The organism is Frankia nepalensis, assembly GCF_016786325.1.
GTDB lineage: Bacteria > Actinomycetota > Actinomycetes > Frankiales > Frankiaceae > Pseudofrankia > Pseudofrankia nepalensis.
The window spans coordinates 93,628-120,151 of sequence record NZ_JADWYU010000096.1; the positions used below are offsets into that span (position 1 = coordinate 93,628).

The window sequence follows — 26,524 nt, forward strand, 5'->3', positions numbered from 1 at the left end:
CATGTCGGTCATCGCGGTTCCCCCGCCTGACCCTCCAGCGCTTCGATCCGGGTGGTGTTGGGTGGACAGTCATCGGCCGTAACCGTGACCGTGATCGCGCCGGGCGCGGTGGGGCGGATGACGGCGAGCGCCCGCCCGTCGAAGGTCGTCCGGACGGTGTCGAAGAAGTTCTCCTCCGACCGCGGGTCCGCGCTGCCGAAGCCGGCCAGCACCCCTGGCCCCGTCAGTTCGACGGCCACTCGGCGGTCGGCGGTGTTGTGGAGGTTGCCGGCGGTGTCGACGAGGGTGATAGCCACGAACGCCAGGTCGCGGTCATCGGCCGTGATCCGGGCCCGGTCGACCGTGACGTCGAGCCGGACGTCACCGGCGGCGGACCGCAGGGCGGTCCGGCCGGTTTCGTGTCCGTCGGTGTAGGCGACGGCGACGAGTTCGCCGGGCTCGTAGACGGTGGTGAACGAGGCGGTGAACCGGTTCTTTTCCCCCGCCGGCGCCCTGCCGACCGAACAGCCGTCGATCAGAAGTTCGATCTCGTCCGCGGCCGAGTAGACGTCAACCCGGACCGGCTTGCCCTCGTGGCCACCCCAGCTCCAGCTGGAGACGGAGTCACTCCACGACCACCACGTCGCCAGCCGGACCGTCTCACCGTGCCGCTCAGGGCGGTGGACTGCGATGTAGGGCTCAGCGCGCAGGCCGAACACGATCTCTCGGTAGTACGACGCCGGCCGGCGGTGGCCCGTGATGTCGATATCGCCGCACCACGCCGCCAGCCACGGGTAGTGGCCCTGGTGGTCTGGCATTCCGCTGGTCGCCGGTGCCGGATCGCTCTGGTACTCGACTCGACCGATCCCAGGCTCACCGAGGTAGTCCCAGCCGGTCCAGGCGAAGTCACCGATGACATGGCTGCTGTCCTGGACGAGCCGCCAGTTGCGGTCGATGTCCGAGGGGTATGTCTCGGTGCCGACGATCACCCGGTTGGGAAACAGCGTCCGATCCAGCTCGTACCGGGAGTCGAGATAGTTGTAGCCGGCGACATCCAGATACGCCATGGACTCCGCGGTCCGCGTGGTGACAATCTCGGAGGTCATCAACGTCGGCATGAACTCGCGAAAACGGGTCATCAGCTCGTTGACGTCGCCGGTCACCTCGCTGGTCTCGTCGCCCGCCGAGCCGCCGTCCGCGCTGTTCTTCTCCATGGACTCGGCACCGCCGGCGGCAATGGCCGAGAGCACCTCTGGCCCGGCGGCGAGCAGGCCGTTAACGGCATTCGTGACGAACCGGGTGTCGTCGAGTTCACGGACCTTCTCGGCGAGCCGGCGGCCGAGCACCGCCCCGGGCGCGGTGCCAACCTCCGGGATCTCGTTGCCGATGGAGTAGAAGACGACACTGGGGTGGTTGACGTCCTTGGCGACCATCGCTCGGACGTCCGACTCCCAGCTGGCGGTGAAGTCGCCGGCGTAGTCGTGGGCCGTCTTCGACCGGGTCCAGACGTCGGACAGCTCGTCCATCACGAGCATGCCGAGCTGGTCGCAGGCGTCGAGCAACGCCTTGCTGATCGGGTTGTGAGCGCTGCGGATCGCGTTGAAGCCGGCCTGCTTGAGGATCTCCACTCGGCGCGACTCGGCCCGGTCGATGGTGGCCGCGCCGAGCACGCCGTTGTCGTGGTGGATGCACGCGCCGCGTAGGTTCACCGGTTCGCCGTTGATCCGCAGGCCCCGGCGGGCATCGACGCTGAGCGAACGGATGCCGAAGCGGGTCGACTCCTCGTCCAGCCGCTCGTCTCCGGCGGTCACCGCCGTGCGGCAGGTGTAGAGGTAGGGGTGCTCCACGCCCCACCGCCGGGGCTCGGCCACGGTCAGCCGCTGGCGCAGGGTGGCCGTGTCGCCGGGGAACACCGTGACCGGGGCGACATCCCTGGCGACAATCTCGTTGTCGGCGTCCACGATCTCAGTGACCACCTCGACCGTCCGCGTCACGGCCGACTCGTTCTGAATCTCGGTCGCCACGGCGACGACAGCCAGTTCGTCGTCGATGGCCGGGGTCGTGACGCGCACCCCGTCGAGCGCCACGTGCAGCAACTCGCTGACGATGACACTCGTGCCGCGGTAGATACCACCACCCGGGTACCACCGGCTGTCGTCCTGGCCGCGCGCCTCCACCCGCACCTCGTTGTCCGCCCCGTACCGCAGCAGATGGTCGGCGCGCACGTAGAAGTTGGAGTAGCCGCTGGCGCACTGCCCCGCGAGGTCGCCGTTGATGTAGACCCGGGCATGGCGGTAGACACCCTCGAACTCCAGGGCGACCCGCCGCTCCTGGTACTCCTCCGGCACGAAGAACGTCTTCCGGTACTCGTAGCCATCGGCCGGGAAGTAGCCGCGGTGACCCGCCTCCCGGTCGGAGCCGTCCCGCTCGCGGCGCACCATCGCGTCATGCGGCAGCCGGACCGCTTCCCAACCCTCGTTCGCCCAGCCGAGCAGCGCCTGGAACGCGTCGGGCTTCCGGCGGTACGACCAGCCGTCGTTAAAGGATTTACGGATCACTCACGGTCTCCTGATCGCGTCCCCAGCTCCGGCCGCCCTCGGTGGACGGCGGCGAGGTAGGGCAGGCATGGCAGATGCGGGGCCGAGAAATATGTCGGCGTACGCGTCCCACGTCACTAGCATGTGCTAGTAGCGTGGGACGTAAGCTAGCACGAGCTACCTATGCGCACAAGTCCAGAAAGTTTCCGGACCGAGGTGGTGGGAGGGCGAGGCGGTGGCCGTGCAGGAGCTGGCCACCAGTCGACGCGTGACCGCCCTCGACCTCGCCCCCGAAGCGGGGGGCTCGCGCGCGACCGTCGGGTTCGCCCCTGAACGACACGCCAGGTCAGACGATCTCCGAGGGCACCCGCGGACGTATGCTGCGAGCCGCCGAACGCCCCGGCTACCTGCCGAACAGCGTCACCGTGGCGTAGGCCGTGTTCCGGCCGGTGTCGAGCTGCGCGGATCCGTCGGCGGCGTACGGGCTTCCGATGGCCCTGACACCGGGTAGCGAGGCCACTCTCGCCAGCATGCCCGCGACGTCGGCGCGCACCTCGGCCGCTTCGACGGCCTCGTCGGCGGTGCGCCAGACGATGCGGCCGGTCTCGGTCGAGCCGGTCGACGGGCCCAGCAGCGCATAGGCGTGTGCCGACTCGCTGTCGGGTAGGTCGGCGACAGTCTTGAAGTTGGACCCATCCCGATGACAAGGCCGATCAGGACGGCGATGCCGCCGGCCCAGCCCCCCCGGACGACGAGGCGGTGCCGAACGCGCCACCGGGCAAGAGCGGGCACGAGACTGCCTTTCCCGAGAGCCGGAAACTGGCAGCCACGCTCTCCCGGAAGCAGGCGCGAAACGTCCACCCACCGCTGTCATCCCCGTGTACCGCGACCGCGGTACACCCGGCCGCAGCCAGTACCGCGACACCAAGATCAGTTGGCTATAGCATGAGACTGTCGCGGGAACTGTTGTCATGCGGTCGGAATGCGCGTCCGATCTCTGACGCGGTGAGGTCGAAGTGGTCCCGCGGGTCGGGCAGGACGATCGGCCGGTCGGCGCGGTCGTGGCCTTCGCAGAGTCGCGGACCAGGTCCTCGACGCCTATCGGGTCGTCATCGCCTCTGTGAGGTGGTGAACGGCGACAGGCGGGCCGAAGTAGGGGCCTTGACCACAGTGGCAGCCGGCGGCTTTGGCGATGTCAGCTTGGTGCGGGTTGACCAGTCCTTGCGCGATGACGGTGGCCCTGAGGGCGTCGGCCAGGCGGACCAGGCCGACGATCAAGGTTGTTGGTGCGGTCCGAGTCTGGTCGGTGTTCGTGGCGGCGGCGGTTATCAGTGCCTGATCGATCTTGATGATGTCGACTGGTAGCCGGTGCAGCCCGGCGAAGCCGCCGGAGTCGGCGCCGACGTTGTCGAGGGCGATACGCACGCCACGCCGGTTGAGTTGGTTCAGTGCGCGCGCGGCGTCATCGAGATCGCGGCCGGTTGTCGTGCCACTGATCCCGATCGCTAATGCCGAGGGCGGTACACCGTGACGACGTAGCTCCGTAACGATGCGTTCCACCAGCCCACGATCGCGTAGTCCTGGCGGGGGGATTTTGATGTACACAGCGACATCGGCGCCGAATCGACTTCGCAACGCAGGCAGATCCGCGCAGATCGCCGTGAGGACGCAGCTGTCGAAGATCGATCCGGCGTCGCCAGTCTGGTCCGGGCTCGGTCGGCCTTTGGCAGCCCCGGTCGCTGTCGCCGCTCCATGGCTGGATGACCAGGACGGCAGGGCTTCGAATGCCACGACGCGATGGTCGGTGAGCGCGACGATCGGCTGATAGTCCACGCGGAGGTCGGCCGGTTCGTCCTGGGATGTGAGTGTCGGGGTGGCGTCGTCGAACGGAGAGGCGGGCAGGTCGACCAGGCCGGTGGCCAGGTGGAAGGTGACAATCTGCCCGTCGGCTCGCCGTTTGGCGGCGTACATTGCTGCGTCCGCGCGGCGTAGCAGTTCGTCGGCGTCACCCGGGCGGGTGTCGGCGCAGATCGTGGCCATCCCGATGCTGACGCCGACGTGCTCGGTCCGGCCGTGGAAGACGAACGGGCACCGTAGGGCCTGCGCGACCCGGTCGGCGACGTGGTGCGGTGCCTCCGCGTCACCGGAGAGCAGGATCGCGAACTCGTCGCCGCCCAAACGCGCGACGAGGTCGGTGTCGCGGACGCAGCCAGTCAACCGGCGGGCCATAGCGACGAGCAACTCGTCGCCGGCGGCGTGGCCAAGGGTGTCATTGATGGCCTTGAACTTGTCAAGGTCGCAGAACAGGACGGCGGCCTGTCGGGGTCGAGGTGAGCGCTGTCCGTCGCGCCTGCGGGCCGTCCCGTCGTGAGCCGCGACGACTCCGCTTGGCTGGGCGGCGAGCTCGCCCTCGAGCCGTCGGTTGAACAGCAGCCGGTTGGCCAGCCCGGTCAGCGGGTCGTGGTGTGCCTGGTAATGCAGCTCCTGACGCGCCCGTCGAACCCGGGACAGCAGGGCGGTGTTCTCGACAACAATGATCATCTGGCGGACCACCACGAAGACGATCAGAAGGATGCTGACCGCCATCTCGACCGAGCCGAGACGCCTGCCGGCCGCGAGCGTTGCCACGAGGATCACGGCCACCGCCATAGGCGCATAGGGCAGGAACACGTGGGCCCAAGTGAAGGCTCCGCGATGGCGTCGGCCGCGGCCGTCGCGCCGGTCCGGCCTGGGTACGCCGACCGCGAGCGCGATAAGTATGGTTCCGGCCAGGGCGAAGGCGGAGTACCTAAGACTCAGGGCTTGACCCCCCGTGCTGATGGTGCGGATCCAGGCGCCCTGGGTGATGATCTGACCTGCTAGGCCGACGCCTAGCAGCATCAGCGCTCGCGGATTGGCCGGCCGCCGGAACGTCGCCTGGAGGCCCACGATCACCGCGAGGGTCATGGCAGTGACCGGAAAGAGCACGACGACGGTGTACCGTACGGTGTCAGGAAGACCGGAAAAGACCATGTCGTCCAGGATGGTAGTCCAGGCGACCAGGAAGATTGATCCCGTGATCAGCAGTCCGTCCAGAATCGCGACTAGTGATTGCAGCGTGATCTTCCCGACGGGTTCGGCCGTGTCGCCGTCGTCTTCCGGGGTTAGGGCGGATGTGGGAAACAGGACAAGGGCCGCCCCGGCGGGTAGTGGCGCGAAGAGGAAGAACAACGCGCTGTAGGAGTATGCGTCCCATGAAACGTTCGGAGTGAACAAGTAGAGTAGCGCTAGGGATACAGCACACCCGACGGCGCAGTTCAGTGCCCAGATGGCTATGCACAGCCGCCAGCGGCGCTCCGCCGCCCGCGCCCGCCGCATGGTCCAGACGGCGGTGCCCAGGCTGAACAAGAACGCGGTCAGGCTCGAGGCGGCTGACAGGGTAGCGCTCGAACCGGCGGGCATCACCCCCCATAACGCCGTGACTGCCGCGAAGAACGCCACCGCGGCCAGCACCCAGCACTTCCAGACCGACATCGACACCGTGCCGTCGAAGATGTCGGACCCTCCGGGCGCCGAATCGACTGATAGCGGCGAGTACATACAGACAATATAAGGTCGCTACCTACGTCGTGGCCAGCGGGAGCACCCTCGCCAAATTTCACTAATTCCGGAATATCGGCTATTTCTACTTCTGACGTTGTTCATGTCGATTGCTGATTTGGGGCGGTCGCCGGCTCGTGGACCGTGCGTCGGTCCAGCCGCCGCCCGCTGAGGCGCCGCGTCTCCCAGGTGGACAGCATCGCCCGCATGAAGCAGCCAAACCCCGTGCCGCGAAGCCGTCTTGGTGGCGTCTGGCGGAGTGCTTCCGGACCTGCCGCGGTCAGGGTGCCCCTGCAAACTTACGCGAGCAAGTGACCTGGGACGCAAGCTGGCATCGAGGGGCTTGTATGTGCAAGTCTTACCGCGATGACGGCGGCAGGACCGGAAGGCGGAGGCAGAGCGGGCATGTCGGAGGCGACCGTCAGGCGCCGCGTGACATCCACCGACGTCGCCCGGGAGGCCGGGGTCTCGCGGGCCACCGTGACGTACGTCCTCAACGACACACCGGGGCAGACGATCCCGCAGAGCACCCGGACACGGGTGCTCGAAGCCGCGGCCCGCCTCGGCTACCGGCCGAACAGCGCCGCGCGGACCCTGGCCAGCGGCCGCAGCCGGATCGTCCTGCTCGTGCTGCCCGACTGGCCCCAGGAGTTCAGCTTCCGGCACTTCCTCGACGAGGCATCCCTCGCCCTGGACGAGTCCGGCTACTCCCTCGTCACCTACACCCGCCACCCCGGCACCCGCGGCCGGCCGCTGTGGGAGGCCCTCAACCCGGACCTCGTGATCGGCCTTGTCCCGTTCGACCCCGACGACGTCGCCTCGATCCGCGGCTGCGGCGTCACCAGGCTGTTCCCCGACCCCGACGAGAGCGACTCAGCCGACCTCTCGATGGCGGTGAGCGCCGGCCCGGAACTCCAGGTCGACCACCTGATCGACCGCGGTCACCGCCGGCTGGTCTATGCCACGTTCAAGGAGCCGCCCCCCTACTCGCTCGTCCTCGCGCGTCACCGGGCCGCATGCGACCGCGCCTACACACGTGGTCTGCCCCCGCCCGACCTTGAACGGATCGACCATCAGGACGGATCCACCGAGGAGGCGATCCGTCGGTGGCGTGACATGGGCATCACCGGCGTCATCGCCTTCAACGACATCGTCGCCGCGGTGGTCGTCGTCGCCGCGGCCACCGCGGGACTGCGGGTACCCGACGACATCGCCGTCATCGGGCACGACGACAACCAGACGGCCGCTATGTTCGTTCCCCAACTGTCGACCATTCGCTTCGACCCCTCGACCCTCGGCCGCGACTTCGCGAACCTCGCGCTACACAAGCTGGAAGGCCGCCCCTGGCAGAACCCGGACGCCTCCACCCGTGTCACACTTGTGCGCCGGAGAACCACCTAAGGAGGAAGCGATCGGAAAATTTTGTCGGCGGACGGAAGCGCCGACGCCCGAATCGAAATCTGGAGCCCACGAGCGTCGGAACAGGCACTGATGGGACGCGATGACCGCAACTCGCCTTGAGTAGAGCGGATGGCATTTCCGCGACCACATTTTGCGATGGCCACCCAGTTTCCGATCTTATTTGAATGGCACTTCAGCCGGTGCTGCCATCGGCGCAGACACGCTCTCGAACAGGCTCGAACTCCGTCCCGGCGGAGGACACCCGAACAAAAGCATAGCAGGAGAGCGGTTCGCCCGCGTAGTTGCGCAGGTCGACAGGTGCGATGAGGCCACCCGCGTCATAGTCGGAGACGCCGCGCAGAGCCCTGATGAACCCCTCTCGGGTGGGGCAGGGTCCGGCGAGTTCAAGCCCTCGCAGGAAAAGGTCGGTGTTGATGTATGTGAACATGGCGAACTGCTGGTCTGTTTCTGTTGATTCTGGAGCGTAGGAGGCCATCGCGTCCCGGTAGCGGTCGATCGCTGGGCCACCGGCTTCGAACGGACGGAAAAAGACCGGTATAGACACACCGGCGAGCGATGGGCCAAGAGTTCCCAGCAGACTGCGGTCATAGCCGGACAGAGCGACACTGACCGTGAGGGGCATGCGCGCCGCGCGGGTCGCCTGCACAACCTTGCCGAACTCGTCCGGCGCTTCGATGCCCAGCAGGGCGTCGGCGCCAAATTCGGCGATCTTTTGGGCGACCTGGGCCGGGTCACCGACGGCGGCCGAGAAGGTGAACCTCGCGACCGTGTTGATCCCCGCCGCATTGAGCCCCTGCGTGTACGACGTTACCGCGCTTTCAGTCACAGGCGAGGTGTCCGGGGTGACGATGGCGACCTTGGTGCCGCCGGCGTCTTGGATGTACCGGCCGACGACCACGGGCGAAGCAGAATAAACGACCGCGAACATATTCGCGCGCCCCACCCAGGCGGGTTCGATGGCTAGACCGGTGACAGGCACTCCCTGCTTCGTGAGGCGTTCCATCGAGTCATGGAGAGAGGCGCTCGCAGTCACGAGCCCGAATACCTGCCCATGCTGGACGAGGTCTTCCACCGCAAGGGCGCCGACCGTCGCCGAGCCCTCATCGTCGCGCCACTGAGCGGAGATTCGCCGACCGTGCACGCCGCCTTCCGCGTTAGCAAGGCCGATCCTGGCATCGAATCCAGCCCTGGCTGAGACGAAAACGGAGCTGGGCGGCCCCGAGTCGGGATAGACGAACCCAAGAGTCGCCTCGCTCGGCGTGATTCCTGGGGCGTCACAGGTTGCGCCCTGCCCGTTCCCGTCCCTTGATGGCGCGCAGCCAATCACGGCCACGACGAGTACTACTGCCGTGGCCTCTAATAATATCCGCGGTGTACGCAGGCGCATTTTTCCCCCTATATTTCTGCATCGAAATTTGCTGCGGCCTTGACGGCCGCGGTCGGGACCTCGAGCATTCACGGCGCCGCGACTCGTCGCGCCGTCGGGTCGCCACCGCTACGAGCCAAGTCGGTCGTCAACGGGTGCTGTGCCACGGCGGTCCAGATCGCGTGTTCTGATCGGCCAATGAATGTCATGAAGGTGCGGCAAATTCCGCTGCCTTGCCACGGGCGGGGGCGTCCTGGCCGCGAGCCTCCGTCAAGGCATTGGCATCCTCGTCGTATTTCAATGACCGATTCTCGTGGAAATCAAAAAAGCAGTACCGCACATTGGTATCCGGAATAAGGTTGGCGCACGCCCCGTGTACGGGTATATCGCCTCCGGCGACCGATTATCGGTATCGATGTTCCGGCGATCCGTGGACCGTCTCGCGCTTGTATGTCTTGTCAGACTGAAGCCGAGCCGGCCCGCTGTGGTGTCGATCGCTCCTGAGCCTGCCACACCGCGGTACCGTGAGGAAGCCTGACCGCTGCTTGGTCTTCGCCGACCCCGCAGGGGAGCGGCAGGAACGCGTCGCGCTTTCCGTGTAGAACCAAGCCGTTGTCGAAGGGTGCGCGGGTCAACAGAACTCCTGGTCGGCTCAGGAAATGTGTTCAGGTAGGCCACCGCCTGAACACGTCCATGGAGGGCGCACATCGGCGGCTATGGGCGCAGGGCCACAGCGGCGGGCGGATCTGTCCCGCGCCTGGAATGCGCTCAGAGTGCTAGCGCGCTAAGCGAAGTGGACGGTAGCACCGCCAACTGACGCGTGCAAGCGCGGATCGGCGGAAACGGTTGCGTTCGGAGCAGACGGCACATACGTGCCAGCGCCGCATCGGCGTTTCCCAAGATCACTTGCCCTGGATCGACCGCTGTCGCCTCAGGCCACCACCACGTATGCTTCCGAGTGTTCCAGTTATTAGACCTTCTTTCCAACTATTGGAATGGTGGTGACGTAGGTGCCGCTCCGGAGTGCGCAGTGGTACGCGGGAGAGGACCGGAACGCCTACATCCACCGGGCTTGGATGCGCCGCGGCCGGCCGGCGGACGCGTTCACCGGCCGGCCGCAGATCGCGATCGCGAACACCGCGTCGGACCTGACCCCATGCAACGCCCACCTGACCGCGGTCGCGGCCGCCGTGCGGAACGGTGTCTACGAGGCAGGTGGCATCCCCCTGGAGCTACCGGTCCTCTCCCTAGGCGAGACACAGGTGCGACCCACCGCGATGCTCTGGCGCAACCTCGCCGCGATGGCGACCGAGGAGATGCTGCGCGCCAACCCGATCGACGGTGTCGTGCTCCTCGGCGGCTGCGACAAGACGATTCCGGCACTGCTCATGGCGGCGGCCTCGGTCGACCTGCCGTCCGTCGTCCTCCCTGGTGGGCCGATGCTCACCGGAACCTTTCAGGGGAGCGCGCTCGGCTGCGGCACGGACGTGTGGCGACTTTCGGAGGAGGTACGGGCTGGCACGCTGTCGGCAGAGCAGTTCGCCCGGTCGGAGTCGGCCATGATCCGTAGCGACGGGCACTGCAACACGATGGGCACGGCATCGACCATGGCGCTGGTCGCCGAGGCACTCGGCACCATCGTGCCCGGCGTCGCCGGGATACCCGCGCCGGACAGCCGCCTGCTGGAGGCAGCACACAGGACCGGCCGGCTGGCCGTCGATCTCGTCGCCGCCGACCGGCGGCCAAGCACCTTTCTCACGAAAGACTCCTTCCACAACGCGATCGTGACGCTCGCCGCGATAGGCGGATCCACCAATGCCGTCGTGCACCTGCTCGCGATCGCGGGAAGGCTCGGAGTGGACCTCACGATCGACGACTTCGACCGGATCGGCGCGCGCGTTCCCGTGCTTGTCGACCTGCAGCCGGCGGGCCGGTTTCTGATGGAGGACCTACACCGCGCCGGCGGGTTGCTCGCGGTGTTGCGAGAGGTCCGCGACCTGCTCGAACCGACCGCGCGCACGGTCACCGGCAGGCGGCTGGTGGACTACCTCGACGACGTCACGGTCTGGGATCCGGAGGTCATCCGGCCACGGTCGGCCCCGCTCGTCCCTGAGGGCGGCATCGCCGTGCTCCGCGGCAACCTCGCGCCCGCCGGAGCACTGATCAAACCAGCGGCGGCGTCCCCCGAACTGCTGCGCCACCGCGGCCGGGCGGTCGTCTTCGACAGCATCGAGGACTTCCACGCCCGGATCGACGACCCCGCCCTCGACGTCGACGCGGACTCGGTGTTGGTACTGCGCGGCTGTGGCCCACAGGGCTACCCGGGCATGCCCGAGGTCTCGAACATGCCGCTGCCGCGGAAGCTGCTGGCGCGAGGCGTCCGCGACATGGTGCGGGTGTGCGACGGCCGGATGAGCGGAACCGCCTACGGGACCGTCGTGCTGCACGTGGCCCCGGAGGCCGCGGCCGGCGGCCCGCTCTCTGTCGTCCGCACCGGGGACATGATTGTTCTGGATGCCGCGGCGCGGCGCATTGATGTCGAGCTCTCCGACGAGGAGCTGGCGACGCGCACCCCGGCCGAGGCCACCATCGCCGCGTACGCCAACCCGAAACGCGGCTGGGAGCGGCTCTACGTCGACCACGTGCGGCAGGCCGACACCGGCGCCGACCTCGACTTCCTGGTCGGCTCCAGTGGGTCGGCGGTGAGCCGTGAGTCGCACTGACCGTCGCGGACGGCGCCTCATCGCGGCCCGACGCCACGCACATGATCAGAGCTATGGCTCCAGCCCGCTCGATGGCGACCCGCTCTCCGTCGACAGCCGCCTCGTCGCCGCGCTGGACCAGGCGGCCCCGGGGCGGGTCGCGGCCCGGGCGTCGGACCGGCTGGCCTTCGCGCACGACGCCTCGCACTACCTGCTGGTACCGCGGGCGGTGGTGGCCCCGGCCGACGCCGATCAGGTCGCCGCGCTGCTACGGACCAGTGCGGCGACCGGGGTACCACTGACCTTCCGTTCAGGTGGAACCAGCCTGTCTGGGCAAGCCACCGCCGGCGGCGTCCTCGTGGACACTCGGCGTGACTTCCGCGCCATCGAAGTGCTCGACGACGGCGCGCGCGTGCGGGTGCAGCCCGGGGCGACCGTGCGTGCGGTCAACAGTCGGCTCGCCCAATACGGCCGCCGGCTCGGACCCGACCCGGCCAGTGAGTCGGCGTGCACCATCGGCGGCGTCGTGGCCAATAACTCCAGCGGAATGTCCTGCGGCGTCGAGCGAAACACCTACCAGACGCTGGAGTCAGCGATCCTCGTGCTTCCCAGCGGCACGGTGGTGGATACCAGCGCGCCCGACGCTGACCAGCGGCTGCGGACCTTGGAACCGCGCATCCATGCAGGTCTCGCCCGACTCCGCGACCGGGTCCGCGGCAATCCGGCGTCGATGGCGACCATCCGCCGGCTGTACACCCTGAAGAACACGATGGGTTACAGCGTGAACTCGTTCGCCGATCACCTCCGGCCGCTGGACATCCTCACCCACCTGGTGATCGGCAGCGAAGGGACCCTGGCGTTCGTCGCCGAGGCCACCTTCCGCACCGTTCCAGCGCACCCGCACGCCGCCACCGCACTGCTTGTGCTCCCGGACCTCGCCGTCGCCACCGCGGCGCTGCCGGAGCTCGTGGCCACCGGATTCACCGTCATCGAATTGCTCGACGCCACCAGCCTGCGCGTGGCCCAGCGCGATCCCAGTGCCCCCGAGCAGCTGCGAAACCTCGCGGTCCGCGGCCACGCCGCCCTGCTCGTCGAGCACCAGCAGCCAACCGCCGAACAGCTTCGGGAGCGGGTCGAAGACTCAGACACAGTCCTGAGCGCACTGCCGCTGGTGACCGAACAAACGCGGAACGTGCTCAGCTCCGACCCTCGAACCCGCGCCGCGCTATGGCGGATCCGCAAAGGGCTGTATGCGGCAGTGGCCGGAGCCCGCCCATCCGGGACCACCGCGCTGCTGGAGGACATCGCCGTCCTGGTCGACAACCTGATGGCGACCTGCCAAGAGCTGAATGTCCTCTTCGGCAGGCACGACTACGGCGACAGCGTGATCTTCGGCCACGCCCGCGACGGCAACATCCACTTCCTGCTCAACGAGGACTTCGACCGCCCCGAACTGGTACGGCGCTACCTCTCCTTCACCGAGGACATGGTCGACCTCGTCCTTGGCCAAGGCGGGACGCTCAAGGCCGAGCACGGCACCGGACGCATCATGGCCCCGTTTGTCCGCCGGCAGTACGGCGACGAACTGTACGACGTCATGCGGGAGGTGAAACGCCTCATCGACCCGAACGGCCTGCTCAACCCCGGCACCCTGCTCGACGAGGACCCTGCCGCGCACATCCGCCACCTCAAGTCCACACCCACCGTCGAGGCCGAGGTCGATCGCTGCGTCGAGTGCGGCTACTGCGAACCCGTGTGCCCCAGCAAGGACCTCACTACCTCCCCCCGCCAACGCATCGTCCTGCGCCGCGAGATCGCCCGCGCCCGCACGATCGGAGACTTCGAACTCCTGCGACGGCTGGAGCGGGAGTACAGGTACGACGCAGTCGAGACCTGCGCCGTCGACGGCATGTGCCAAACCGCCTGCCCCGTCCTCATCGACACCGGCGATCTCACCAGGCGGCTGCGGGCCGAGAGCCGCGGACCGGTCGAGCAGGCCGCCTGGAAGGTGGCGGCCCGCCACTGGGACGGCGGCACCCGAACCGCCGCTGCCGCGCTCACCGCCGCGCGGAGCGTCCCCGCTCCGCTGCCCAGGCAGGTCAGCGCCGTCGCCCGGGCGTTGCTCGGCGCCGACGACGTGCCAGCCTGGTCGGCCGACCTGCCCCGTGGCGGGACTCGCCGGCGTCCAGGCGCCACCGCCGCCGCCCAGGCGGTCTACTTCCCGTCCTGCGTCTCGACCATGTTCGGCCCGGCCACCGGCGTCCGCGACGCGTTCCTGGCGCTGTGCGGGCGAGCCGGCATCCCCGTCCGGATCCCGGACGAGATCGCCTCCCTCTGCTGCGGCACCCCCTGGAAGTCGAAGGGCCTCAACGCCGGGCACGCCGCCATGCACGCCCGGGTCGTGCCGATCCTTCGACGGGAGTCCGACAACGGCGCGCTATGCGTCGTCGTCGACGCCGCGTCGTGCACCGAGGGCCTCCAGCAGCAACTGGCCAACGAGGGTGTGCGGGTCGTCGACGCCGTCGACTTCGTCGACGGCGTCGTGCTCCCCGCCCTCCCCGCCGCCCGGCGTATCCCGTCCGTGGTCGTACATCCCACCTGCTCCTCCACGCGACTGGGACTGAACCCGGCGCTGGAACGCGTCGCCGCCGCAATCGCCGAAGACGTCTTGTGGCCCGAGGAGTGGAGCTGCTGCGCCTTCGCCGGCGACCGCGGCCTGCTGCACCCCGAGCTCACAGCATCCGCCACCGCCGCGGAGGCACGCGCCGTCCGCGGCTACGACGCCACCGCGCACGTCTCGCTCAACCGGACCTGCGAACTCGGCATGACCCGGGCGACCGGACGCACATACCAACACATTCTCGAGGTCCTCGAACGGGTGACCCGCCCCCGGCAGGACCCACCGGCTCGCTCCCACCCGACAGGACAGCGATGACAAAAATGACCAGACCAACCCTTCCGACCGGTACCGCCGACATACCCGGGGCGGCATCCGGGAGACGACACCAGGCCGGGCACCGATGAGCGCCAGCCGCACGGCCCTCGTCACCGGTGGCATGAGCGGCCTCGGAAAAGCCGCCGCCACGCGGCTGGCCGAAGACCGCGTCAGGGTCGTCACCCTCGACATCGCCGACGGCGCCGACCTGCGCGTCGACGTCACCGACCCAGCGGCCGTCCGCGCCGCCGCCGCGACAATCGGCCCGGTCGACATCCTCGTCAACTCCGCCGGCATCGTTGGCCCGAACGCGCCGCTGTGGGAGATAGCACACGACAGCTGGGAACGCACCTTCGCCGTCAATGTGCGAGGCACCTTCAACACCTGCCAGGCGTTCATCCCCGGAATGATCGAGCGCGGCTGGGGACGCATCGTCAACATCGCCAGCATGGCTGGCAAGGACGGAAATCCAAACATGTCGCCGTACTCGGCGTCGAAGGCCGCTGTCATCGGCCTGACCAAGTCGCTCGGCAAGGAGCTGGCCACCAGCGGGGTACTGGCCAACGTCATCTCTCCGGCCGTCATCGAGACGCCGATGAACGCCAGCACCGCTCCCGACGCACTTGCTCACATCACCAGCCTGATCCCCATGAAACGCCTCGGACGCCCAGAGGAAGTCGCCGAACTTGTCGCCTGGCTCGCCTCCGACAAGGTCAGTTTTTCCACCGGAGCCGTCTACGACATCAGCGGCGGCCGCGCCACCTACTGATTCCCGGCACCGATGCCCCCGTCATCTTCGACTCATTCACCGGCGCGGGACACCGGCCTGGGAGGCACCGAGCGCCGCCAGCCCGTCACGGTCGCCGGCCCCGTGCACGCCACCGCCGACGAGCCACGCAAGACCCCAGCTGGGACCGGCTGCAAGTGGACCGAGCGGGTATCGCCGCCTTCACCAGGCGCGCCGAGGCGATCAGAAGCCACCATGGTCGATTTCCAACTGTTGGAATGGTGGACGAATTAATGGAACGGGAGATAGTGTGCTTCCGTGCTCGACAACGTGCCGGTGCCAGCGGCCAGTAGCTCCGGAAAGGCCGAGGAAAGCCGACTGGTGGGGTCCGACCGCGTTCTCGCCGTCCTGAAGGAACTGGCCCGGCACCCCGACGGGGTCGGGCTGGACGAGCTGACGCGCGCCATCGGCAGCCCCAAGCCCACAGTGCACCGCGGGCTACGGGCGTTGTGCCGGGCCGGCCTGGCCGATCAGGACGAACGAGGCCGCTACCGGCTGGGCGACGAGTTCCTGCGGATGGCCTTCGCGCACCACGAGGCCCGGCCCGAGCACGTGCGAGTCCGTCCTGTGCTCGAGCTCCTGGCCAGCCGGTTCGGCGAGACCACGCACTACGCGGTGCTCGACGGCCGCGAGGTCGTCTACCGCGCCAAGGTTGACCCACCCGCCGGCGCGGTCCGGCTCACCTCGACGATCGGCGGACGCAACCCGGCTCACGCCACCGGAGTCGGAAAACTGCTCCTCGCCCACCACCTGCGGACTCGCGAGGACGTCGCGGCGTGGGTGGACGACCTCCCGCTCGCCCGGCGCACCCCACGGACCCGGTGCACGGTCGACGACCTCCACCGCGACCTGAGGGAGATCCGGGAACGGGGCTACGCGACCGACGACCAGGAGAACGAAAACGGGATCAACTGCATAGCTCTCCCGGTCTATCCCACGTCGCCCGCCACGCCCAGCGGCGCGGTGAGCATCAGCGCGCTGGCCTATCGCACCCCCGTCAGTTCCCTCGTGGACGCCCTCGGCGAGATCCGCCGCACGCTCGGACCTCTCGGCGAGCCACACCCGTCCCGATAGCCGGCCCCTGGTCTCCCGCCGGCCGGGGATCCACGCCAATTCCACCCGTCCCGGCCACCGGCCGCCCCCGCGGCCAGCGTGCCGCCGATCCCTGGAGCGTCACCGTGTATCTCATGCGCATCGGCGCGCCCGGCACAGAGAAGCCCGTCGCCCGCATCGACGACGAGACCTACGTCGACCTCTCCGACGTGGTCGGCGACTTCGACGAGACCTTCTTCGGCACGGGCGGCCTCGACCGCATCCGGCCGGTCGTGGCCGAACGCGCGGCCTCCGGCCAGGTCTCCCGGTTCGCCGGGGAGCGGACCGGCGCCCCGATCGCCCGGCCGCATCAGATCCTCTGCATCGGCCTGAACTACCGTGACCACGCCGCCGAGACCGGGCAGGCGGTTCCCGACGAGCCGATCCTGTTCACCAAGTCACCGAACACGCTGGTCGGCCCGGACGACGACGTACGCATCCCCCGCGGCTCCACCAAGCCCGACTGGGAGGTGGAACTCGGCCTTGTCATCGGCCGGAGAACCAGCTATCTCGACTCTGTCGACGACGCCAGGGATGCTATCGCCGGCTATCTGGTGGTGAACGACGTCAGCGAGCGCGCGTTCCAGATGGAACGGGGCGGTCAGTGGGTCAAGGGCAAGTCCGCCGAGACCTTCAACCCCGCGGGGCCGTGGTTGGTCACCTCCGACGAGATCGACGACGTACTCGCGCTGGACATGTGGCTCGACGTGAACGGCGTCCGCCGCCAGGCCGGATCCACCAAGACCATGATCTTCGACCCGTGCTTCATCGTTCACCACCTCAGCCAGTTCCTTGTTCTGGAGCCCGGTGACCTCATCAACACCGGCACCCCGCCCGGTGTGGGGATGGGGTTCGACCCGCCCGTCTGGCTGCAGCCCGGCGACGTCATGGAGCTGGGCATCGAAGGGCTCGGCGCACAGCAACAGCACGTCCTCGGCCCGCGCTGACCGCCCGGTCGTGCAGGCACAGCTCCAGCACGGGCAGCCCAGCGGGTGCCCGGCCCGTGACATGCGGGACAATGAGGAAGGAACAGCCGTGCGGACAGCGGTGACGGCGACCGACGAGGCGTTCGGGCTCGCCGAGAGCCCGGTGTGGGACGCGGCCCGACGCCGGCTCCTCTGGGTCGACATCCTCGCCGGCGCCGTACTCGAAGGATCCCTCGACGCGAGCCGGGTCACGATCATCCGGCGTCACCAGGTGGACAGCCTGGTGGGCGCGGTCACCGCTACTGGCGACGGGACGCTGCTCGTCGCCGCCCGGGAGCACCTGGTACTCCTCGCGCCCGACGGCACCCGGGCAGACGGGCCCCGTCTGGTACCCGCCGGGCAGGGCAGGCGCCTCAACGACGGCAGCACCGACCCCGCGGGTCGCTTCGTGGTCGGCACCCTGTCCCTCGAAACACCATCGAGCCGGGAAGCTCTCGTCCGGCTCGAGCCCGACGGGCGGATCACCCTCCTCGACGACGACCTCACCCTGTCGAACGGACTCGCCTGGTCCGCCGATGGCACGAAGATGTACAGCGTCGACACCCTTCGCCGCACCGTCTTCGTGCGTTCCTACGACCCGGCCGGCGACGCGGTGGGACCGAGGCGGGTACACCTGAGGATCTCCGACGGACTGCCGGACGGCCTCGCCGCGGACGCCGACGAACACCTGTGGATCGCCGTGTGGGGTGCCGGCGAGGTCCGCCGGTATGCCCCCGACGGAACCCTCACCGACCGGGTGGCGGTCCCCGCCCCGCACACCTCCAGCGTCGCCTTCGCCGGCGACGATCTACGCAGTCTCGTCGTCACAACCGCGTACGCGGAGCTCACCACCGAGCAGCGGCAGACCTATCCCGCGTCGGGCCGCCTGTTCACGACTTCGGTTGACGTACCGGGTATCCCCGTCCCGCGCTGGTCCGGGCTGCCCGCCGAACGATGAATGTCCGAAGGATGCCTAGTTGAGCGCCCAGACGATGCGCGCCTTCGTGCTCACCGCGCCGCGCGAGTACGCGGTCCAGGAGATCCCCGTGCCCGTCGCGGCCCCGGGCGAGGCGATCATCGACGTCGAGCGCGTCGGTGTGTGTGGCACTGACGTCGAGTTCTTCAACGGAGAGATGGCCTACCTCCAGGAGGGACACGCGCGGTTCCCGATCCGGCTGGGCCACGAATGGTGTGGCACCGTGAGCCGCGTCGGCGACGGTGTCGACCCGACCTGGATCGGACGCCGGGTCATGGGCGACACGATGCTCGGCGACGGCGTCTGCCGCCGCTGCCGGCGAGGACATCACCATGTGTGTGCGCAGCGACAGGAGGTCGGGGTCCGCGGCGGCCGCGCCGGAGCCCTGGCCGACAAGCTCGCGGTCCCGGCGACGTCGTTGCACCTACTTCCCGACACGGTGGATCCAGTCCTCGGCGCGCTCGTCGAACCCGGCGGAAACAGCCTGCGAGCGGCACGAGCCGCCCGGGTAGGGCTCGGGCACCGGCTGCTGGTGCTCGGGCCAGGCACCATCGGCCTGCTGGTCGCGATGTTCGCGCGCGCCGCCGGCGCCGAGGTCCACCTGCTGGGCCTCAGCCAAGAAAGCCTCGACTTCGCGCACAGCCTCGGATTCGACCACGTATGGACCGAAGCTGACCTGCCCGGCCTGCCGTTCGACGCCGTCGTCGACGCCTCCAACGCCGCGGCGTTGCCCGCCCGCGCGCTCGACCTAGTCGAGCCGGCCGGTCGCGTCGTCTACATCGGTCTGGCCGGTGCCCCCAGCCGCATCGACACCCGCGCCCTGGCGCTCAAGGACGTCACCGCGGTCGGAATCCTGTCCGCGTCGCCCGGCCTGGACGAGACAATTGCCGCCTACGCCACGGGCGAGGTCGACCCCCGTCCGCTCGTAGCCGCCACCATCGGGCTCGACCAGGTCGGACTGGCGCTGGCGGGCGAGCGCCCGGCAGGTGCAGGGCCCGGGCCAAAGATCCATGTCGACCCGCGACTCACCTGACCTACGGCGTCAATGACCAGCCCAGCCGACGGCGCACGAAATCCAGATTCGCCAGCGAGAGGCATACCGAACGGAGATCGTCGGACGTGAAAACGGATCCTCTCTAGCGACGTTTCGTCGAAGCAGCGGATCGTCGTCCAGTCCGTCAAGCCGACCGACTTCCAGGGCGCGGGCGTCCGATGCCGTCCGGCGATCACCTGACAAGCTGAATGACCGCCAACACGATCTGGACGGGAGGCGCAAGCTGCCCCAGGGTCACGGCGACGCGGGTGGTTCCAATCGCTTTATCCGGTCGTGACGGGCTGCGTTGGGCGGACTGGGTCGAGGAGGTCGCGGAGGAAGTTGGTCGTGCGTCGGGCAGACGCCGTTCTGGCCTCGCGGGTGTCGCCGACGCCGAAGACCGCGGCCCAGATGTCGGTGGCGCCGGCGTCGAGGAGGGCCTGAAGCTGGGTCCTTACCGACTCCTCGGTACCGACGACGGCGGCGTCGGCCGGGCCGTCGGCGCCGCCGAGGGCGAGGATGCGCTGGTAGTTCGGCATTCCTGCGTAGCTTGCCGCGGCGTTCTTGGCGGCCGCGGCGCGAGCTTCGGTGCGGTCGTCGTGGACGGCGACCGGAATGCCAGCGACGATGCGGGGGGCAGACCGTCCGGCGGTGGTCGCGGCGGTGTGGATGCGGGGTGCCACGTGTGTCTCGATCGCGCGGGCGGGAGCCATCCACAACACCGTGCCGTCGGCTACTTCGCCGGCGATGCGCAGCAGCCGTGGTCCCAGGGCGGCCAACAGGACAGGCACGGGTTGCGGTGGTTTCGGAGTGTAGCCGGCGGAGCGTGTGGACCAGTCCTGTCCGTGGAAATCGACGTCCTGTCCCCGGAGCAGCCGCGTGAGGATGGTGAGGTACTCCTCGGTGTTGCGTCCGGGGTGGTCGTAGGACACCCCGTAGACGTCGCGGACCAGGGATTCGTGGGAGGGTCCGATGCCGAGGGTGAAGCCGGGACGGTCCATGGCGGCGACGACGGAGGCGGCCCGGTTCGCCTGTAGGAGGGGGTGGCAGGGGTAGGTCTGGAGCACGGCGGTACCGAGTTCGATTCTCGTGGTTTCGCGGCCGGCCAGGGCCATGGCCACGAGGGGGTCTCCGGTGACCGTGCTGGCGTACCAGAGGGAGGTGAAACCGTCGGATTCGGCGCGCCGCGCCTACTCGATGATCTTGCTGGGCGTGGCTGCGCCGCCGGTCAGGCCGATGCGCACGGGGGTTCCTTCGAGGTCTTTGGCGATAGGTCCGGGAGGTGTGGGTTGAAAGGCGGGACGAATCGGCCCGCGCCGCGGCTTAGGCGATGGTTTCGACGCCGGTGAGGGTCGTGCGGTGCAGGAGCCGGGGTGAGGTCGGTTCGTAGGGCAGAGCGCGGTGGAGCATGCCGGTGTTGTCCCAGATGACCAGGTCGCCGGGGCGCCAGTGGTGGCGGAGCACGAAGCGTGGCTGTGTGGACCAAGCGGCGAGGCGGTCGAGCAGCGCGCGGCTTTCCTCGGGTGGCAGGCCGACGACGTGGTCGGTGGTGGCTCCGACGAGCAGCGATTTGCGTCCGCTGCGGCGCGTCCAGATCAGCGGGTGTTCGCGGGAGGGCACCCGGTTCCAGGCGGCCCGTTCCTTCTCGGAGGGGTGAGGGTTCGTGAGCAGTTGGGTGGCGGCGAAGCTGTGGACCACCCGAAGGGTGGCCAGGTAGGTCTTCTCGTCCTCGGGGAGGGCGTCGTAGGCGGCGTAGGTGTTGGCGAACTCGGTGTCGCCGCCTTCGTCGGAGACGTGGCGCGCGGCGAGGAGGCTCGCTTTTTGCGGTACGTCGTCGTTGACGCCGTCGATGTGCCAGAAGAAGGTGCTCTTGCGGTAGTTGGCCAGCTCGCTGCGGGCAGGGTCGAGGCTGATGGGTGAGATCGCGGGGTGGTCCTTCAACCCGCCCATGGGCGCCACGATGACCTCACCGAGCAGGCGGCTGAAGGCGACGAGGTCGTCGTCGTCGAGGTGCGCCTCGCGGTAGACCACCACACCGTAGGTGTCGAGAGCGGCTTGGCAGTCCGCGGCGACACCTGGCTCGAGAAACTGGTGGCCGGTCAGGCCGGTGATCTCGACGCCGACTTCGGGGGTGACCGGGGTGGCGGTGATACTCACGGCTCCTGCCTTTTCACAGAGGCTTCGTTGGGGGCGTGGACGGGAGCGACATAGGGTTTCGATCTCAGCTCGATCAGTTCGGGGTCGAGGGCGAGGTCGAACGAGCGCATCATCCAGGCGATCGTCTCGTAGGCACCGACGGTGAAGATGACGTCGAGCAGCTGCTGGGCGTCGAGGTCGCTGGCGAGCACGTCCCAGGTCGGCTGGCTGATCGCGCCGTCGGCCACCAGTTCGTCGACGGCCCGTAGCAGCGCCGATTCCAGCGGCGTCCAGAAGGGTGCGTCCGGTCCCCAGGAGATCCGGGCGATCTCTTCGTCCGTCAGGCCGGCGTCGCGGCCCATGTAGAGGTGCTGCGCCCATTCGTAGGCGGACTGACGCAGTGTGGCGACCCGCAGGACGAGGAGCTCGCGTTGGCGCTCGGACAGGGTGGTCGCCATGATGACATGGCCGTTGAAGGTGAAGAACGCCTGGGACAGCGCCGGGTGGTGCGCGAGCGTCCCGAGCGTGTTCATCGACATCGGCCGGTCTTCCCGGACGGGACGCGGGTGGCGTGGCTCGGGCGGCAGCATGGCGGCGAGGGCCTGCCGCATCCGCGGCGGCCACTGCTTGATGGTGAGCGGTTCGATGCGTGCCACGTCAGGTGGTCCTTCCGCCGTTCATTGCGATGACCTGGCCGGTGATGTAGCCGGCGTCCTCGCGGACCAGAAACGCGCAGGCCGCGGCGATGTCCTCGGGCTGGCCGACGCGCCGGACGGGGGTGGTCGCCTCGTGCTGGCCGACCCCCGTGCCAAGGAAGCCGCGGGATTCGGATCTGCGAAGCATGGGGGTGTCGACGAAGCCGGGCGGAATCGTGTTGACCGTGATGCCGCGCGGACCGAGTTCGAGCGCGAGGGCCTTGGTGAACCCGACGACGCCGGCCTTCGCCGCCGAGTAGTGCGTCATCAGCGGATTGCCGGTCTGCGCGCTGGAGGAGGAGATGGTGACGATCCGACCCCAGCTCTGCTCGATCATGTCGGGGACAACCGCCTGGCAGCAGTGGAACGTGCCGGTGAGGTTGACGGCCAGGATGCGGTCCCAGCCCGCGGGTGTGATGTCCAGGAACCGGTCGAATCCGTCGAGGCCGGCGCTGGTCACCAGGATCGAGGGTCGGCCCAGTCGCTGGCGGACCTGCTCCACCGCGTCGTCGACCGCGTCCCGGTCGGTGACATCGGCGGTCAGGCCGATCGCGCGCCCACCGGCCTCGACGACGCTGTCCGCGGCCGCCTTCGCGGCTGTCTCGTCGCGGTCAAGGACGGCGACCGCCGCGCCCTCGAGGGCCAGCCGCCGGGCGATGGCCAGCCCGATCCCCGAGCCGCCCCCGGTCACGATCGCGGTCCGGAGCTGGGACCACGCGGGAAGCGACCGTGCGGGTGGGAGTGTCCCGGTCACAGGTACCAACCGCCGTTCACGCCGATCTGCTGGCCGGTGATGAAACCCGCGTCCTCAGAGCAGAGGAACTCGACAGCCGCCGCGACGTCAGCCGGAACCCCGGCCCGACGCACCGGGGTCATCGCGGCGATCGCGTCGACACTGGGGACGTGGCCAGTCCCGGCTCCGGCCTGGGCCATCGGCGTGTCGATGATCGACGGCGGGATGGTGTTCACCGTGATCCCGTGGGGCGCCAACTCGATCGCCAGCGCCTTGGTCAGCGCGATGACACCGCCCTTCGACGCGACGTAATGCGCGCGGTTCGCGGCGCCGTGCTGAGCACTCGTGGATGAGATCGTCACGATTCGCCCCCATCCGGCGGCCAGCATGTCGGGCACCACGGTCTGCAGACAGTGAAAGGTGCCGGTCAGGTTGATCGCGAGGACGCGGTCCCACGTTTCCTGGGTGATGTCGGTGAAGGCGCCGCCCGCGTCGACTCCCGCGCTCGTCACGGCGATCTCGATCGGGCCGAACCTCTCTCGGACGGTATCCAGCGCGGCCTCGACCGCGGCCCGGTCCCGGACGTCGACCGCCAGGCCCACCGCCTGGCCGCCGGTCGCTTCGAGTTCCTTGGCGACATGTCGCGCGGCGTCGCCCTGCACGTCCAGCACGGCCACCCGATCGCCACGCGCGGCGAGCCGCTCGCTGACTCCGAGGCCGATGCCCGATGCGCCGCCGGTCACGACGGCGACACGACCTACCACCATCCGGTCACGCCTTCCTTGAGAAGCGGCCTGGCCACCTGCTTGCCTGACATCGCTGGTCAGCTGCTCGCAGTGAAGGTCAGATGAAGTTCGGTCAGCCCTCTGAGCAGGAACGACTGTTCGTAGTCGTACCGGCGGGCGTCGGTCGGGCCGTGTGCGGCCTCGGAGATCCGGATGTCGGTCATCCGGTCGAGGAAGCGATCGATGCTGATCGTCGCCTCGGCCCGGGCGAGCGGGCCGCCCGGGCAGGAGTGGGCGCCGCGGCCGAACGCGAGGTGCTCCCGCACGTTGCCGCGGCCGAGGCGGAACTGCTCGGGGTCGTCGAACTGGCGGGGATCACGGTTGGCGGCACCCGGGTGCATGATCACCGTAGTTCCCGCCGGGATCGTCACACCGCCGACGGTCGTGGTCGTCCGGACGAGGCGGAAGTCGCTTTTCGTCGGACTCTCCGTGCGCAGCGTCTCCTCGACGAAGTCCGCGATCCGGCGCCGGTCGCCGCGCAGCAGGTCCTGGTACTCCGGGTTCTCGGCAAGGATGCGCATGGCCGAGGCGATCAGTCGCGCGGTCGTGTCCCCGCCCGCCGCGAACAGGAACGTCGCCAGTCGCACGACCACGTCGAGGTCCGGAGTCGAACCGTCCGGGTAGGTCGCGAGCGCCAGTTCGGTGAGCACGTCCTGGCGCGGTTCCCGGCGGCGGTCCTGGATGTAGGCGAAGAACCGCTCGAACAGGAACTCCAGCGGATTCCTCGACACCTGGGCGGTCTCGCCGACGTTCGGCAGAGGCACCTCCGCGCCCAGTTGCTGACGGAACTCCTCGCGGTCCGCGTCCGGGACACCCAACAGATCGGCGATCACCAGCAGCGAGAACGCGTTGCTGTACTGCCGACCGACCTCGAACACCCCGTCGCCGATGAACTCGTCGATCTGACGGTCAGCCAACCGCCAGATCCGCTCCTCGTTGTCCTTCAGACGTTTCGGCGTCAGCAGCTTGCGCAACAGCGCCCGTTGCGCCGCGTGGATCTCGCCGTCGAGGTTGACCAAAAAGTCGCTCATCGGCAGCTGGCCGCGGTACCGCTCGATCAGCACGCTGATGTCGTCGCCCTCGGGTTGCTCCGGCAGACCCGGGAACGGCCCGCTCGCCGCGTTGCACGACGAGAACGCCTGCTCGTCGCGGTACACCTCGACGGCTTCCGCGTACCCGGTCACCGACACCACCCCAGGGTGTGCCACCGGGTGCACCGGGCAGCGGCCACGCAACTCGTCGAAGTACGGATAGGGATCGTTCACCAGAGCTGGCTCGGTGAAGAAGTCCACCGACTCCACATCGACCATCGCGACCCCACTCACTCCTCGACGAAGAGACGGACAGGCGACCAGCACAGCTAGATCATGCTGGACCAACGTCCAACGTTGTTGGACGTATGTCTAACGCAAGGTGGCGCGCAGGGTCAAACCGGGCCGACGCCTGCCGCCCCGTCGGGCCAGCGTGCGTAAGCGCCCCACCAGCACGTTCAGCGCGTCCACGCGACACCGTCAGGCACCCAGCGGGGCGCTCAGCCGATGGCGCGTTCGCCACCGTGGCGCCCAACCGCCCGTCATGCCACGACGACGGCCGGCCGTCCCGCGCCGGTAGTCGGACCGCGGGTCGATAAGCTGTGACGATGGCGAGATCTCCGGCCAAGCCGGCCGCGTCCGCGGCAGTCACGGCCCGAGTCGCCAGCGCGGACTCGCCACCCACCGCAGCCAGGGCCGACGACACCCCGCCGTCGTCCCGCCGCAGAGGCGCGATGGACTCCAAGACCCGCGCCGCCCTGATCGACGCCACCGCCCAGTTGATGTTCGACGAGGGCCATGCCGCGGTGACCGCGCGGCGGGTAGCCGCGAAGGTGGGAGTCAATCCCGGCCTTGTGCACTACTACTTCCACAGTATGGACGAGTTGTTTCTTGCCGTGTTCCGGCAGGGAGCCGAGGCGAACCTCCGCCGCCAAGCACGCGCGCTGTCGTCACGCCAGCCACTGAGATCCCTGTGGAAGGTCAACACAGATCCGCGCGGCGTCAAACTCTTCATGGAGTTCATCGTCCTGTCGCACCAAGACGAAACCATCCGCGCCGAAATCGCCGCCTACGCCGAACGCTTCCGCGAGGCGGAGAAGAAAACCATCGACCGCATCCTGAAACGGCAAGGAATCGACACAACGACCATTCCACCGGGCGCCGCCAGCATCCTCATCGACAGCCTCGCCCGCCTCATCGCGATCGAGCGAGCGCTCGGCGTCACCAACGGACACGACGATATGATCACGCTGGTCGACGACTACCTCGGCCGCTTTGATACCCCCGACCGAGACACCCGCGCCTGACCACGGCTAAAGCTACCGACCAACGCGCGAAGACCGTCACGACCAGTCGGCGAAGCTGTGCCGCCATGGCGCATCGCGGACATGCGCGCTGGAGCCCGATCGAAGCTCCACGTGCTCCGAGGTCTCAGCTCAAATGATCCAGGTCAGGTCCTTGATCGCGTCGGCGGTATCGAGATGGACGTACGCGGCCGCGTAGCGCTGTGCCGGCGAGATTGACACCCCCAGAAGTCGCAGACAGTCGAAAGCGCTCCGGTTGCCTGGTCAAAGCCGTGCGGGAAAGGACCCGGCCCGACGTACGCCCCCGGCGCCCGCTACCGGCTGCTGGCCGAGCCGAGGCCGGCGAGGTACGCCGAGACGTCTCGCCCCACGACCTGCGCGAAGCCGCGTCCGTTGTAGGCGCCGGCAGCCCAGTGCCGGGCGCCGGCCTCGACGATGGTCTGGGCGACCTGGGCGGCGTGCGCCAC

18 protein-coding genes and 1 pseudogene are annotated in these 26,524 nt (G+C 68.7%); 9 read left to right on the plus strand and 10 right to left on the minus strand.

The annotated features are described in order from the left end of the window. Positions 1 to 8 precede the first annotated feature (8 nt). The 3 genes from I6A81_RS08795 to I6A81_RS08805 all read right to left on the minus strand — a co-directional run bounded on the left by I6A81_RS08795 (position 9) and on the right by I6A81_RS08805 (position 6,095). The gene (locus I6A81_RS08795) at positions 9 to 2,537 is read right to left on the minus strand and encodes a glycoside hydrolase family 2 TIM barrel-domain containing protein (RefSeq protein WP_202998831.1); all 2,529 of its coding nucleotides are present in this window, start codon (positions 2,535 to 2,537) and stop codon (positions 9 to 11) included. A 382-nt stretch (positions 2,538 to 2,919) separates the two neighbouring features. Further along, positions 2,920 to 3,291, minus strand: a complete 372-nt coding sequence (locus tag I6A81_RS08800; protein ID WP_202998829.1) for a hypothetical protein — start codon at positions 3,289 to 3,291, stop codon at positions 2,920 to 2,922. A 323-nt stretch (positions 3,292 to 3,614) separates the two neighbouring features. Continuing rightward, a complete protein-coding gene (locus I6A81_RS08805; protein ID WP_202998827.1) occupies positions 3,615 to 6,095 on the minus strand; it encodes a putative bifunctional diguanylate cyclase/phosphodiesterase in 2,481 nt (826 codons plus the stop codon). A gap of 405 nt (positions 6,096 to 6,500) precedes the next feature. On the opposite strand from I6A81_RS08805, the gene I6A81_RS08810 reads away from it, so the two are divergent. Further along, complete coding sequence (locus I6A81_RS08810; protein WP_202998825.1) at positions 6,501 to 7,496, plus strand: LacI family DNA-binding transcriptional regulator; 996 nt, start codon at positions 6,501 to 6,503, stop codon at positions 7,494 to 7,496. A gap of 193 nt (positions 7,497 to 7,689) precedes the next feature. On the opposite strand, the gene I6A81_RS08815 is transcribed toward I6A81_RS08810, so the two are convergent. After that, positions 7,690 to 8,904, minus strand: coding sequence for an ABC transporter substrate-binding protein (locus I6A81_RS08815; protein ID WP_202998823.1), 1,215 nt, complete (start codon positions 8,902 to 8,904; stop codon positions 7,690 to 7,692). Between the two features lie 989 nt (positions 8,905 to 9,893). On the opposite strand from I6A81_RS08815, the gene I6A81_RS08820 reads away from it, so the two are divergent. From I6A81_RS08820 to I6A81_RS08850, 7 genes are all read left to right on the plus strand, one after another. Further along, positions 9,894 to 11,606: an IlvD/Edd family dehydratase gene (locus tag I6A81_RS08820; RefSeq protein WP_307874542.1), complete on the plus strand. Its 1,713-nt coding sequence runs from the start codon at positions 9,894 to 9,896 to the stop codon at positions 11,604 to 11,606. 112 nt (positions 11,607 to 11,718) lie between these two features. Then, positions 11,719 to 14,520, plus strand: a complete 2,802-nt coding sequence (locus I6A81_RS08825) for an FAD-binding and (Fe-S)-binding domain-containing protein (protein ID WP_407661276.1) — start codon at positions 11,719 to 11,721, stop codon at positions 14,518 to 14,520. Positions 14,521 to 14,605: 85 nt separating this feature from the next. Beyond that, a complete protein-coding gene (locus I6A81_RS08830; RefSeq protein ID WP_202998819.1) occupies positions 14,606 to 15,289 on the plus strand; it encodes an SDR family NAD(P)-dependent oxidoreductase in 684 nt (227 codons plus the stop codon). Positions 15,290 to 15,628: 339 nt separating this feature from the next. Further along, entirely contained in the window at positions 15,629 to 16,381 is a 753-nt protein-coding gene (locus I6A81_RS08835) for an IclR family transcriptional regulator (protein WP_203030443.1), read from the plus strand. A 104-nt stretch (positions 16,382 to 16,485) separates the two neighbouring features. Further along, complete coding sequence (locus tag I6A81_RS08840) at positions 16,486 to 17,346, plus strand: fumarylacetoacetate hydrolase family protein (RefSeq protein ID WP_202998816.1); 861 nt, start codon at positions 16,486 to 16,488, stop codon at positions 17,344 to 17,346. Between the two features lie 88 nt (positions 17,347 to 17,434). Then, positions 17,435 to 18,322, plus strand: coding sequence for an SMP-30/gluconolactonase/LRE family protein (locus I6A81_RS08845; RefSeq protein WP_202998815.1), 888 nt, complete (start codon positions 17,435 to 17,437; stop codon positions 18,320 to 18,322). A 34-nt stretch (positions 18,323 to 18,356) separates the two neighbouring features. Continuing rightward, on the plus strand, positions 18,357 to 19,373 hold the full coding sequence (locus I6A81_RS08850; protein ID WP_407661277.1) for a zinc-dependent alcohol dehydrogenase: 1,017 nt from the start codon (positions 18,357 to 18,359) through the stop codon (positions 19,371 to 19,373). Positions 19,374 to 19,657: 284 nt separating this feature from the next. Here the strand turns inward: I6A81_RS08850 and I6A81_RS08855 are convergent. From I6A81_RS08855 to I6A81_RS08880, 6 genes and pseudogenes are all read right to left on the minus strand, one after another. Next, positions 19,658 to 20,617: pseudogene (locus I6A81_RS08855) on the minus strand (TIGR03564 family F420-dependent LLM class oxidoreductase). A gap of 79 nt (positions 20,618 to 20,696) precedes the next feature. Then, complete coding sequence (locus I6A81_RS08860; RefSeq protein WP_202998813.1) at positions 20,697 to 21,530, minus strand: TauD/TfdA dioxygenase family protein; 834 nt, start codon at positions 21,528 to 21,530, stop codon at positions 20,697 to 20,699. Next, positions 21,527 to 22,165, minus strand: a complete 639-nt coding sequence (locus I6A81_RS08865) for a carboxymuconolactone decarboxylase family protein (protein ID WP_202998812.1) — start codon at positions 22,163 to 22,165, stop codon at positions 21,527 to 21,529. Before I6A81_RS08865 ends, I6A81_RS08860 begins: the two co-directional genes overlap by 4 nt. Position 22,166: 1 nt before the next feature. After that, positions 22,167 to 22,898: an SDR family NAD(P)-dependent oxidoreductase gene (locus I6A81_RS08870; RefSeq protein WP_407661278.1), complete on the minus strand. Its 732-nt coding sequence runs from the start codon at positions 22,896 to 22,898 to the stop codon at positions 22,167 to 22,169. Between the two features lie 56 nt (positions 22,899 to 22,954). Beyond that, positions 22,955 to 23,704, minus strand: a complete 750-nt coding sequence (locus I6A81_RS08875) for an SDR family NAD(P)-dependent oxidoreductase (protein ID WP_202998810.1) — start codon at positions 23,702 to 23,704, stop codon at positions 22,955 to 22,957. A 56-nt stretch (positions 23,705 to 23,760) separates the two neighbouring features. Further along, positions 23,761 to 25,032: a cytochrome P450 gene (locus tag I6A81_RS08880; protein ID WP_202998808.1), complete on the minus strand. Its 1,272-nt coding sequence runs from the start codon at positions 25,030 to 25,032 to the stop codon at positions 23,761 to 23,763. A gap of 455 nt (positions 25,033 to 25,487) precedes the next feature. Here I6A81_RS08880 and I6A81_RS08885 point away from each other — a divergent pair, with 455 nt between their 5' ends. Next, entirely contained in the window at positions 25,488 to 26,060 is a 573-nt protein-coding gene (locus tag I6A81_RS08885) for a TetR/AcrR family transcriptional regulator (protein WP_238428027.1), read from the plus strand. Positions 26,061 to 26,524: the final 464 nt, after the last annotated feature.

Excerpts from the sequence above, each read along its gene's own strand:
- I6A81_RS08805 (WP_202998827.1), bottom strand. The coding sequence starts at position 6,095 with ATGTACTCGCCGCTATCAGTCGATTCGGCGCCCGGAGGGTCCGACATC.
- I6A81_RS08810 (WP_202998825.1), top strand. The coding sequence starts at position 6,501 with ATGTCGGAGGCGACCGTCAGGCGCCGCGTGACATCCACCGACGTCGCC.
- I6A81_RS08815 (WP_202998823.1), bottom strand. The coding sequence starts at position 8,904 with ATGCGCCTGCGTACACCGCGGATATTATTAGAGGCCACGGCAGTAGTA.
- I6A81_RS08830 (WP_202998819.1), top strand. The coding sequence starts at position 14,606 with ATGAGCGCCAGCCGCACGGCCCTCGTCACCGGTGGCATGAGCGGCCTC.
- I6A81_RS08850 (WP_407661277.1), top strand. The coding sequence starts at position 18,357 with ATGCGCGCCTTCGTGCTCACCGCGCCGCGCGAGTACGCGGTCCAGGAG.
- I6A81_RS08875 (WP_202998810.1), bottom strand. The coding sequence starts at position 23,704 with ATGGTGGTAGGTCGTGTCGCCGTCGTGACCGGCGGCGCATCGGGCATC.
- I6A81_RS08880 (WP_202998808.1), bottom strand. The coding sequence starts at position 25,032 with ATGGTCGATGTGGAGTCGGTGGACTTCTTCACCGAGCCAGCTCTGGTG.
- I6A81_RS08885 (WP_238428027.1), top strand. The coding sequence starts at position 25,488 with ATGGACTCCAAGACCCGCGCCGCCCTGATCGACGCCACCGCCCAGTTG.